Raw genomic sequence first — 12776 nt, forward strand, 5'->3', positions numbered from 1 at the left:
ACCTATTTTTGTGTCGTCAGATAAAAGATCAGAACTATGCTTTTTCAATTTCGTAAACCCATCCTGGCAGCCGCGGCTTCGCTGCTCCTTACCGCCATAGCTGCACCTGCTCGGGCACAGGATAAATTTGATAGTAAACTGCTGAAGAATGGAAAATATACCCTTGCCTGTTATTCCGTTAACGGCAGCGATGCATCGGCCATAGGTACTTTTACTATTGGTATCAATACGACCGGCGATAAGCTGACCTTAACCACCAATACCGCTTTGGCAGGACTGGAAGAATGGAAAGATACTGCCATCTCCAACATGAACAACTTTAAGCCCGTTTACCGCGCCTCTCACAGCACCCTCAAAGATATGGTGCTACACTTCGGGAACGATGTTACCGGGTATTATGTAGATAAGAAAACGAAGGCGAAAACCCAGATCAAGGAGCCGGGCAACCAGTACTTCATCGACAGCTATACTTATCCCTTCCTCTTGTCACTGTTGCCGCTGACTTCCGGCTACAGCACCGATTTGCCCGTGTATGAATACAAACCGGAGAATAAAGAGAACCTGAAAAAGGCCGTGGTGGAAGAAGTGAAAAACAGCACCTGGGTGAGCAAATACACCGGCAAACACGATGTGTGGGAAGTGACAGTAGTGGAACCGGCTACCGACGAAAGATCGGTTTCCTACATCGATAAACAAACCCGCCGCTTATGGCAGGTAGACATGTGGTCCAACGGTCAGCAGATCAGGATGGTGGATACGGAAACAGATTTCAACTCTGTGAAAGCGCCCTTCGATAAAGATCTCACCATGAAAATGGTAAAGGGGGGTAACTCTATCATTTCCGGGCAGGTATTTGCCCGCGATTTCAACGAGCGGTCCAGGGTGCAGGTGATGAACATCCAGGCCAAGCAGGTGGCGCCGCGTGGCACCCAGGTGATTCTCATCCCTTACAACGATTATTTCAAGGAATGGGTCAAGGTAAACGAATCTCAACGCAAAAAAGGCCGGGAAGGGATTGCCCTGCTGGATGAAGCCGCACAATGTATCAAAAGTACCCGCGTGTATGATGAGGAAGGCCATTTCGAATTCGTAAACCTGATGCCCGGCGACTACCTGTTATATACCGAATTTGGCTACGATCATAGTTATACCCAAACAGAAGTAACCGGTTACACTGATCATTATATCAATGGCATGTTCCAGGGAACCACCGCCAATACGGTGAACAGGGATTACAGTACCGGTGTCAATGCCGTGGTGAAAAAGGTAGTAACGGTAAACAAGCCAGGAGAGAAGGTAGATGTGAAGCTCAAGAAAACACGTGCTTAATCACATAGAAATATTAAATGGAGCCGCATACAGGGAATGTATGCGGCTTTTTTGTACCCCAGGGGTATTTCCAGCTACTGCAACACACGTATTAACAAATCATTATCCCATCCTATAACAGGTACGCCTGATTGAATTTCACATTATATTTACCTGCGTAGTGGTAGCATATCCCAAACCGTTTGTGCTGATGTCCGGAAAACCTTGTAAGTGAACACCTATCATTTGATTACCTGAATATAAAACCCAAACCACATGCAAAACACCGTAAAAATCCTTTCCCTGTGCGTCGTACTGTTCGCATCTTTTAACTTACAGGCACAATCCAGCGCTGGAAACCCTTCCACAGCATCTACAGCACTGGATGGCAAAGAAGGTAAAGAAAAAGCCAGGGGCTATGTATTTGTTGCTGCCAAAAAAGACGACCAACCGAACGATCCTTACAGAAGCCAGGTATTTACCGCTACCACCGGTGGAACCGCTAACCTGACCCTGAACATCCCCCTGTGGCACAGCGTAAAGCAACCCTATGTTACTTTTGAAAACCTGACAAAGGGAACTTACCAGCGCTTTACTACCTGGCCCGGTGAAGCCGCTTACAGAACTATTACGGTTACTTTACAAGCAGGCGATCAATACCGCTTAACCGCCAGCATTCAGCCTAACCCAAGCGATCCTAACGATGATACCGATGAGGATGTGCTGGCTACTTTAAGCTGGTAAGGATAATTTAATTCAATGGCGTGATGCTCATCGATAGGAGGGTATCACGCCCCATCAATACCGCTGCTCCCCACTTAATAAATTGATAACATACCCGGGCTACCCCTGTTACCGCAACTATTTTACTTTTGCCGTACTATCAGCCCATGGAATCTTCAGTATCACACGATTTATTTAAGGACATTTACCTGACATATTGGGATACCCTTTTCGGAATTGCCAATAAGAAGATAGGCTATGCCCCCGATGCGATGGACATTGTGCAGGATACGTTTACTTATGTATGGCAGCAGTTTCCCACGCTGCAACTGGATACTCCTACTGCGAAACCTTTTTTGATCACCTGTTTGTATTACCGCATATTCAACTTTTTACGATCCCGGGGATTGAATGAAAAACACCTGCTCCATTTCAGGACCTACCTGGAAAATGAGGAAAGCCCCGATCCGCATTTTAATGCCGGGGAGATGGAAGCAGAACTGGAGGCCATCAATATCGCGATCATGGCCGAACTCGACCGGATGCCGGAACGCATGAAGCAGATATTTGTCATGAGCCGCTATGAAAATAAATCGATCGAAGAAATAGCCCACTTATACGCCATTGCACCCAAGACGGTTAAAAATCAGTTGAGCGATGCCATGCGCCGCCTGAAAGATTTTGCCGGCTCTTATCCTGCTACCGCTTTATTACCTGTTATCCTGCTGTTCCTGGAGGATTAAATCTGGTAACAATTCCTTAACCCAAACTACCCGGGACTTTTTCAACGCTGTGCTCTAACTGTATGTATGGCGCATGATCAACAAATACCAGGAGATATACTCGACCGCGTTTTTAAAGGAACGGCCAGCGAAGCCGAGCAGGAACTCGTTCGCCGCTGGATGATGACGATGGACATTTCCGACACGGCGGTGTCGGAAGAAAAGTTGCAGGCCGCAAAGCAAGAAATGCTGCACCGCGTGATGGCCACGCCACCTGTTACCGTAAGTCCCCTGCCGGCTAAAACGACCGTAAAATTATTGACCATCTGGAAAGTAGCGGCAGCAGCAGTGGTATTCGCCTTTTTGTCGTGGTTTTTGTTAACCGGTATCCGTAAAGGCCGCAAGGAACCGGTATACGTTACTATCGCTACTACCGGGAAGGATGCCAAACATATACAGCTCCCGGACGGATCGGCCGTATGGCTGAATGCCCGTTCCAAACTGGAATACATAGCCGCTGAGTTTAACAAAGTGCACCGGCAGGTACGCCTTACAGGGGAAGGGTATTTTGAAATTACCAAAGATGATACACGCCCTTTTATTGTCATCTCAGAAAATATAGCCACCCAGGTATTGGGTACCAGTTTTAATATAGAAACTTATCCCGGTGAAGCAGAAATCAGGGTAGCCCTGGTAAATGGCGCTGTAGCTGTGAAAGATATGCATACCAACAACTACACCCTGTTGCATCCCAATGAAATGCTGCGCTATTCGAAAGGAAATAAGAAATGGGGCGTAGTATCCTTCTCTTCCAACATGGTACGCAACTGGCTGAACGGGCACCTGATATTTGAAGAATTGCCGCTGGCAGATGTACTCGACCGCTTTGCCTATAAGTACGGCGTTACCCTGCAGTATGACAAGGAGCTGGTAAAACATAAAAGAGTAACCGGTGATTTCAGTCCCGATAAATGGCAAACAGTACTGGATAACATCCTTTTCATACACAAACTGAAGTATACCACTAAAAACGGAATTGTATATATAAACAAGCGGTAACTACACCCTTATTCAACTAGTTTAAAAATGGATCATAAGATTAGAAAGAAACCGGCACAGCGCCGGTTCCTTAAGGCTATGCTATTGACTATATTGTTCCTGCCGCGGGTATATACCAGCCAGGCACAATGGGGCGGCCTTAAACAAAAAGTGGATCTCCGGCTGGAACATACCACCGCCCTCGTGATCATCACCTCCCTGGGGCAACAGTCCGGATGCTCCTTCTACTATACTGCGGCAGAACTGGGAAGGATAAAAGTAAGTGCTTTCCAGTCCAAAGGTCCGCTCGGTACGGCTTTACAGCAACTCAAGGCCCTCGCGCCGCTGGACTTCAAGGTATCAGGAAACAATATTTCCGTACAGGTAACCACAGCGCCTCCGCCGGTGAATGGCGACACTACCGCGTTGTATCTCTTTAAAGGACATATTACAGATGCCCACACCCACAAGCCGGTAGCCCATGTGGAAGTATATGCGCAGGAAAGCCATGTATCCGCCACCACAGATGGCAACGGCGACTTTACGCTACAAGCAAAAGCGGTGCACGACCTGCTCATCTTTTCCCACGCAGGCTACGCCAGCCAGGTAATCACTGCCAACACCCACACGGCAATGGACCTGAAAATGATGCCTGATAACCGCACGTTATCTGGTGTCACCGTTTCCTCCCGCCGCCGGATGAACAGCGAAGCAGCATTGCTCAATGAAAGACAACATGCCGCCACGGTATCCGATGGTATCTCTGCAGAAAACATCGAGAAAACAGCCAGCATCACCACCACGCAAGCCCTGCAACGGGTGTCGGGCGTTACAGTGACCGACGATAAATACGTAGCCGTACGCGGGCTCGGCGACCGCAGCGTAATCGGGCAACTGAACGGCATCCGCCTGGCCTCCTCAGATCCCGACAGGAGTACCATTCCACTCGACCTGGTGCCGGCCAACTTATTGGATAATATCGTGGTATACAAAACGATGACGCCCGATAAACCCGCAGATGCCTCCGGGGGTATCGTGGAACTGAAAACACTGTCGATTCCCACCAAACAAACACTGAGCTTTACTGCACAAACGGGGCTCAACTCCAACGTGGGACTGGGAGGCAAAGTGAACAGCTTCTATAACAGCGATATGGGCTTTTGGGGTAATAAGATCAGGGAACATGATCTGCAACCCGCGTTTATGGACCTGAATAAGCAATACCCTGGCGGGCTGCCTCAGATTCAACAGCTGGCTGCCGGTGCGAAAAATGACCCGGCATTGCTCACCGAAATCGATCGTATCAATGGTATCATGCATCACTTTGACCCGGTGCTGACTACCCGCTATAAAAGAGCGCCGCTAAACGGCATCTATAACATTACCTATGGCAACTCTTTTTCCGTTTTTAAACAGCATAAGCTGGGATTAATTCTCAGTGGTAGCTACTATAACCGCACCACCGATGTGGTAGATGGAAAACTGAACCAGTACAGTATTTACCAGGGCGTGATGACCGGCAACCCGGTGATAGATGAATCCCGCAACATACCGGCATATATCACGCCCAATACCCCCAACCTGGGAAAGTATGTGGGGTATAAAGAAAATACCGGCACGCAAACACTCAGCTACGGATTACTCGGGGGATTGGCCTACCGCTTCAATCCCAATCATGAAATCAGTTTTCAATACATGGGTAGTCGCGGGGGAGAAACACAGGCCACCAGCCTGAGTGGTCAGTATGCATATGTAACAGGACTCAATGGCCCTGTTTACAGCAACATCTATTCGCTGAAACAAACCTATCGCACCTTCAATACGTATAATCTCCAGGGAGAGCATAAATTCGGCGATGGCAAATATGCGCCCCGCCTGAGTTATAATGGCGCTTCGTCGAAGTCAACGCAAGACGACCCCGACTACCGCTTCATCAACCTGGCCGATTACCGCCCCGCCGGCGGGGGATACTACCAGTCGCCTGTTCCGGATATTAACGGTACCAGTTACATCGGCGTCACTGACTATTATGCACAGGTATCCGGCTATGTAAACGGCTTCGGTCCCTACGGTAAGATACAGGCAGACCCTAATGGACGCCGCTTCCGCGGGATGACGGAAACCAACTACAATTACAAGGCCGATGTAAGCCTGCCATTCGGCATCCGTGGACTGGACCAGGTGTTTAAAGCAGGCGTGAACTACCTGTACCGCGAGCGGAATTTCAGCGAAAATGTATTGTCGCTGCCAGGGTCTAACTTTTCTACGCTGAAGCAATATCCCATGTACCAGGTATATGGTAACCTGGACCGGCTGGTAGGATACGACCAGGTAGGCATCCATCTGCCTACGGCTACTTCACCGGAAGGAACACCGCTGGCCAGTGGGTTTTTATATAATATCAGGAAATCGCCGAACAACTACACCGGTTTTTATGAAACGAATGCCTTTTATGGCATGCTGGACCTGCATTTGATGAAGGACCTGCGTTTAGCCGGTGGCGTACGTTTTGAGAAAACGAATATTCAAAGTAAGATAGATACGGCGGGAATTTATATAGATCCCTCGCTTTCTGAAGGAGGGATCAACCTGGTGTATACCGACCCGGTATCTAAATATATTTCGGGCTACAAACCTTATTATTCTGCTAACCTCACTTACTCCCTGCACGATGCCATGAATTTTCGCCTGGCCTATAGTACATCACTGGCGCGCCCGGAGATCCGGGAGCTGACGAATGTTTTTGAATTCGATCCTTTCCAGCAGGCATTGGTAGTTGGTAATCCTCACCTGGTGAACCAGCAAACAAAAAGCTATGATTTCCGTTGGGAGTGGTTTCCCAACAAAGGAGAAGTGCTGGCCGCCTCATTTTTTGCAAAGGAAATCAATAACCAGCTGGAGAAAGTATTTATACAAAATTCTGATGGCATAAAAGCTACTTACCCTGAATTCCCCACCATTGCTTACCAGAATAACCCCAATACCGGCCATGTATGGGGAATAGAGCTGGAAGTGGTGAAGAACCTGGGATTGCTCTGGCGCCCGCTGCAACATTTCTTCCTGGGATCTAACCTGATGGTAGCTTCCAGTAATGTACGCAAAAACAACGAGCGCCTGGATGCCGCAAGGATCATTGACCGGCAGTCGCCCGAAAAAAGCCCGCTGTTTGAACAGGCGCCTTATTCTGTGAATGGTTTCCTGAACTACGCTAACGAGCAATGGGGCACCGACCTCACCGCTACTTTCAACATGGTAGGAGAGCGCCTCATACAGGTGAACATGGACGGTGCGCCTGATCTCTACAGCCGGCCCACGCCGGTGCTGGACCTGGTGTTTAGCCAAAAGCTGGCGAAGCGGTTGGTGATAAAAGGATTCGCCAAAAATTTACTGAATAGTGCCTTTGAGGAAGTATACAGCAACCCTGGTACGGGGGGTAAATATTATGGAACAAAGTACGTCAGGAGAAGTTATCGCCGCGGTACGGAGTATATGTTGGGTCTTACTTATAATCTCTTCTGAAAAAATTACCAGTAACATATGAGCATTACAATTACAAAAACTTTTTATCATACCCTGTTGGCTGGTGTATTGCTATTGACGGCAGCGTGCAGCAAAAGCAAGGAAGATGTGCGCACCGGCAATGAGCCGGATTACAGTAATTCGGCAAAGTCGTCGGTGAGGCTGCTCACCTTCAATACCTGGGATCTGATGGTAAATGGCACCAAAGTCACCAACTGGTTCTTTGCACCCAGCAACAGCCCTTTGGCAGGAGTACCATTTCCAACACCGTATTTTCCAACTACGGGCAAGCTGAAAGATAGCTGGTATCTGCCCCAGCAATTCCTCGATAGCAAGGGCGAGGCGACTATTAAGGTCGGCCTTGCACAAGGCGGTTCACAGGCCAGTTACCTGGTTGATTCCTTTACCGTAAAAGACGATTATTACCAACCTTCAGACTATTACCTGTACACCAGTGCTGTGGATCATCTGGGTGCTTATAGTGCCACCCGTGTGCCACGCACCACGGCTATTCCTGCTGATCCCACGCATATACGTATTCGCCTGGTGAATCTTTGTGCGGCAGGAGGCAATGGCGGTGACAAAGGGCTTACGCTGGCACTGGCAGACGGTACGCCAGTGAGTGGCGTTACCTCGCATATCGTTAATCATACCTGGTCCGACTATGTAGAGCTGCCCTCTGGTACTTACCAGTTCAAGGTGTTGATCGATGGTGCCGGGCTACAGATACCAGGTAAACCACCTGCGCTGATCGGCACCATTTCGCAGGATAATTACTCACTCAATGGTACACAGGTGTATTACTGCCCGGTACAAACTTTCCAGCCCGGCGGCGTTTATACCGTGGTGGTGGCCCGTATGTCGGGTATTTACCAGTACAACGAATACCCGTTGTTTCCCAATACTTTTTCCATTATCACCGACATAGATCCACCCGTCAATATAGCCTATGGACGCATACAGCTGGTGAATGCGGCGGTGGAAGGCGAAAAGGGCATACATATGCAGATAGACGGCCACGACGCACCCGCAGTAGCCTATGGGAAAGCGGGCGATTACGTAACGCTGGTGACTGGGGCACACGCTATCCGTATAACAGATGCTTCCGGCAAATCACTCGTAGAAAAAAACATCCAGGTGAATGGAGGCGATAACCTTACGGTATGGGCTTATCCTGCCAATAGCGGCACAGCGCTCACGGTGGTGACCAACAATATGGGTGGTACCCGGATAGGGGGAACCAACAGCGACGGCTCCGATGCCCTGAATAATAGCTACAACCCGCTTAAGTTTAAGATGTTGGTGCAAACCCGCTTCCTCAATCTATGCCCGGAACTGCCGGAAGTTACTTTCACCGGTGTGAATGGCGCGCTGTTTAAAGAAGGCATGTTTTCATCGGCTGCAGCTGCGCAGCATTTGTTGCCAGGGCAACCTCCTTCACCGGTTAGTGTTCCTTATCCATACGTGGATCTGGGTACTGTTACCGGCGGGGCCGTACAAGTATATCGCTCGCAGCCGGGTGTATTACCGGGCGACCGGATCACCGGAGTACCCGCATTAACGAAAGCAGATTTTGTGAAGATGCCGGCTACCTTTTTCCCGGATGGCAATTCCGGTGCAGAGGCCGGCGTGTATACGGTAGCGTTAGTAGGGCATAATACAGCAGGGGAGCATCCGCGCCTGATCGTGATAAAACATAACCAGTAAAAAGACAAGCAATTATACGATGACACATTTTTTTAGCATGATACGCAGCCGATGGAGCCTGATCCTGTTATGTTGCGGGCTGCTCCTCGTGGCGGGTGGTTGCCGGAAAACAGCCTACAACGTTATTCCGGAAGCAGCCTACCTGCGGGTGTTCAATAGCCTCAACTACGATGTGAATGTAACCACCAAAGATCAACCGCCACCATTCCTGGCCATGATCATCGACCCGGAGTATGACGGCGCCGGTTTGATCACGGGAGGAAAAATAATCGGTGATCACCTGGACCAGCGCAGCGCTTATGCGGGCCCTTATCCCGCCAATGCCGGTAATACTTCCTTCAGGAATACTGAATATCCCGGTAGTAAAAAAGTGTTGGTAGGTCCCATTATCAGCGGCATTAATTTGTCGAGCTGGGCCCAGATTCCTTCCGGGAAACACCGCGTGGTATTCTACAGCCGCCCGATCAGCGAACAGCCTTTTTTCGACCTGCTCGAACGCGATCGTAAAAGCCTGCTGGTAGATAGTACCATTGATTTTAAACCGGGAGAGATTTATACTATGGAGGTGTTGCAGAAAACCGTGGCTACGCAATATCCGCTACCCATCACCTTATACCTGCGGCAGGAGCAGTTTACCAAAATGCCTTTTTCTGACTCCCTGTTGTATGTGAACTGTTATAACATGAGTGCAGAAGGCTATGCCGCCGCCCACCCGGAAGTAGCCAGTCGCGGGCAACAAGCCTACTATAACGCCACCAATAAAACCGTAGCATTTGGTGATACGCTGAACCTGTATTACTCGCTGTATAAAGATGATTGTCCGTATCCTTATGTAGATGGGGCGCCTATTGGCCCCAATCTTATTCCGGGGTATAACAACATTTGGCTCGGTACGATCATCCGTTCTCATACGGCAGGCGTAGCACCTTATTACAGTATGCCCGTGTTTGCCGCTACCGACACTACCGGTGGTATACTCAGCAGGCAATGGGAACTCCTTATACTAATGAAACCCGGTATGTTCCCGCTTCCCGGTGCAGCGCCGGTGAGCGGACCCGGGGGAATGGCACAGGCCAATCCCAGGTTTGGCGCTATTGGTTGCAGTAACGGCAGCAGTGATGGCAAAGGCACTACCTCTGCACTAGCCAGAAGAAGTATTCCCCGGATAGCAAATACTACTTACCTGGCCAGTAGCTGGCTACCCAACCTAATCCGGTATACCGCTTCCGGCAATTATGCACAACGTTCTTTCGCCACCATCAGTACCATAGAAATCATCAACAACCAGGTATATATGATGAGCGTGCAGCGTGCTTATCCGCCGCCAGCCAAATGATCCCGCATACTTCTATGGTTCAACTAAAATAACTCTGTGCAAATGATTAAACGTATATATACTTCCTGGCTCTTCATCGCATTGCTGACAGCGGTGGCCTGTAAAAAGCCCGATTTTGAGGCGCAGCAGCAAGCGATGGCATCAGGTACCGTGAGCGACTACCTGAAAAACAACTTTGACTTTTCTCTCTTCGCGGCAGCGATAGGTAAGGCAGGGCTAATGGATACCCTGAATCAAACTACTGCTGCTTTTACGGTGATGGCGCCTACCAACAGCGCATTGAATAAAGATGGTATTTACAATGCCGCTGATTTTGACAAATGGCCGGCCGACAGCCTCCGCTACTTTGTTAAAACACATATACTGCCCGTTAAGCTGTTTTACAATACCATCCCGTTGTCGTCCGACAACCGGTATGATAACCTGAACAACACCCGCTTGTATATTTCCCGTGCCAACGACGCACAGGTGGCGTTGACGGTAAATGGGGTGAACGTACAAAAACAACCTTCCCTGGGCACTGCATCGCAAGCCAGCTACAGCATTACGCAATTGAACGGCGTCGTGTATGCATTGCCCAATACGGTAAAAGTACTGCCCGGTACCGTACAGGCATTCCTGTTAGCCAGGCCTTATTTTTCTCACCTGGTAGCGGGATTGAAGAAATTTGGCTATTGGGACCAGCTGGCCACCGATGGACCATTTACCCTCTATGCTCCCATGGATTCCTGCTTTGAACGCCGCGGGATCACGCTGGATAGTATCAGCCGTATGGATGTTGCGCATTACGATCGAGTTGTGTTTGGAGGGTATTTCCTGCAGCCTAACCACCTGTTTGTACTGGATGTGAAACAACTGCCACCGCCTAATGGGGTTATTTACCTGGCATTTCAATGCCCCGATACCAAATACAAACTAATCATGCTGCAACAGTCTTTTGGTTCCGGCGTGGGTATTGTAACAGCAGCTTCCACCGCCAGGCCCGATCTGGAGCCTGTAGGCCCCAATGCCAGCAAGCCTTATGGCGAACAAGGAACGCTTTTCCTGGGTGAAACCACTAACACCATTTTCGTAGCAGACCTAAATGGCATTTATACCAACTACACCTGTACAAATGGGGTGGTTCATTTGCTATCCGACCTGCTGGTAATGCCGGATAAAGTGAGCAGGTAAATCATAAACAACTACAACAGATGATATTTTTTATGAAGCAATATCGCTTATCCGTTCTCTGTATACTGCTGCTCGCATTTGCCGCCGCCTGCAGTAAAACCGAAGAACCGCCGAAACCCGTGGGGGATAAAATACCATATAGCAATACCACTACTAAGAACCTGGCAGCACTGCTGGACAGTATTCCCGAGGCATCTGTTTACCGCGCGGCGCTGGGCAGAACGCAGGTACAACATTACATGGATAGCCTGGCAGCTGGCAACAGCAAGGCTTACTATACCCTGTTTGTGCCTACCAACAAGGCCTGGGCAGCAGCCGGGTATACGATGAATAACATCAACACCGTGCCGGTAGCCGAACTGGATACCATTATCCGCTACCTGGCCGTGCCGGGCGGCCTGCCGGCTGGAGCTACCGATCTGTTTGGAGAAACGACCTGTTATCCTTTAACGTATCAGGACCGCGACATCACCCGCTCGCAGGTACCTTCTCCTTTTCAGCTTTGGGGAGGTGTGTATTATTACTACCGGCTCATTGTGGGTATGACAAAAGGTACGCTGCGCCTGAATGGTTTGCCGGTTGGGCATACCCCAGCCATCCCTGCTACCAACGGCGCCATTTTTATGATCGACAGCCTGATCACCAAACCGTTTTATGAAAGCTACCAGGTATTGAATGCCGATACCAGCTTTAGCTTTTATATGGCGGCATTGAAGAAAAGCAATGACCTATACCTGGAGAAAGGTTTGCTGGGGCCGGAAGTGGTTGAATATAACGATACGATCTCGCTGGTACTGAAAGTGGGAGGATTTGTACCCGGCAAAGATCCCTTTTCCATCACATTTGCACCGGATAATAATGCCTTCCGGAAAGCCGGTTTTAATTCTGTTGCAGCGATCAATCAATACATTGATCAGTCGGCCCTCGTAGCGGCAGACCCTTACACGCCGATGCTCACCAATATGGACTCCATTTTGGCTTACCATAGAATAGTAAGCATATATGGCGATGTGAATGAAAACTACGGCTACCTGTATACTACCGACCTGCTGAATCATTTCTATAATGTAGACCTCAGCAATGCACCGATAACAGGCGCTTTACAGGTGCAATCCGGCAACGGGAAGATTACCGTACACCGGCAGGATGCACCATCAGGACGTGGCGCCACAATTATGCCTGCATCTGATATCACTACGCTCACGGGCGTGATACACCGTGTAGATAACCTGCTTTTACCTACACCCTAA

Annotated in this window: 9 protein-coding genes; all 9 read left to right on the plus strand. The window is 49.3% G+C overall.

Features of this window, described 5'->3' with window-relative positions:
• Positions 1-36 precede the first annotated feature (36 nt).
• The 9 genes from HGH91_RS27990 to HGH91_RS28030 all read left to right on the plus strand — a co-directional run bounded on the left by HGH91_RS27990 (position 37) and on the right by HGH91_RS28030 (position 12776).
• On the plus strand, positions 37-1329 hold the full coding sequence (locus HGH91_RS27990; RefSeq protein ID WP_168742559.1) for a hypothetical protein: 1293 nt from the start codon (positions 37-39) through the stop codon (positions 1327-1329).
• Positions 1330-1584: 255 nt separating this feature from the next.
• The gene (locus HGH91_RS27995; protein WP_168742560.1) at positions 1585-2052 is read left to right on the plus strand and encodes a hypothetical protein; all 468 of its coding nucleotides are present in this window, start codon (positions 1585-1587) and stop codon (positions 2050-2052) included.
• Between the two features lie 146 nt (positions 2053-2198).
• The gene (locus HGH91_RS28000; protein WP_168742561.1) at positions 2199-2774 is read left to right on the plus strand and encodes a sigma-70 family RNA polymerase sigma factor; all 576 of its coding nucleotides are present in this window, start codon (positions 2199-2201) and stop codon (positions 2772-2774) included.
• Positions 2775-2840: 66 nt separating this feature from the next.
• On the plus strand, positions 2841-3812 hold the full coding sequence (locus HGH91_RS28005) for a FecR family protein (RefSeq protein WP_168742562.1): 972 nt from the start codon (positions 2841-2843) through the stop codon (positions 3810-3812).
• Positions 3813-3839: 27 nt separating this feature from the next.
• Positions 3840-7310 carry a TonB-dependent receptor domain-containing protein gene (locus HGH91_RS28010; RefSeq protein ID WP_211092459.1) on the plus strand — a complete coding sequence of 1157 codons (3471 nt, stop codon included), beginning with the start codon at positions 3840-3842 and terminating at the stop codon, positions 7308-7310.
• A gap of 18 nt (positions 7311-7328) precedes the next feature.
• On the plus strand, positions 7329-9017 hold the full coding sequence (locus HGH91_RS28015) for a DUF4397 domain-containing protein (RefSeq protein WP_168742563.1): 1689 nt from the start codon (positions 7329-7331) through the stop codon (positions 9015-9017).
• A gap of 37 nt (positions 9018-9054) precedes the next feature.
• On the plus strand, positions 9055-10353 hold the full coding sequence (locus tag HGH91_RS28020; RefSeq protein ID WP_168742564.1) for a hypothetical protein: 1299 nt from the start codon (positions 9055-9057) through the stop codon (positions 10351-10353).
• Positions 10354-10395: 42 nt separating this feature from the next.
• Positions 10396-11526, plus strand: a complete 1131-nt coding sequence (locus HGH91_RS28025; RefSeq protein WP_168742565.1) for a fasciclin domain-containing protein — start codon at positions 10396-10398, stop codon at positions 11524-11526.
• 32 nt (positions 11527-11558) lie between these two features.
• Positions 11559-12776 (plus strand): fasciclin domain-containing protein, encoded by a 1218-nt coding sequence (locus HGH91_RS28030; protein WP_168742566.1) that lies wholly within the window; start codon positions 11559-11561, stop codon positions 12774-12776.

It is taken from the genome of Chitinophaga eiseniae (genome assembly GCF_012641265.1).
GTDB classification, from domain to species: domain Bacteria; phylum Bacteroidota; class Bacteroidia; order Chitinophagales; family Chitinophagaceae; genus Chitinophaga; species Chitinophaga eiseniae_A.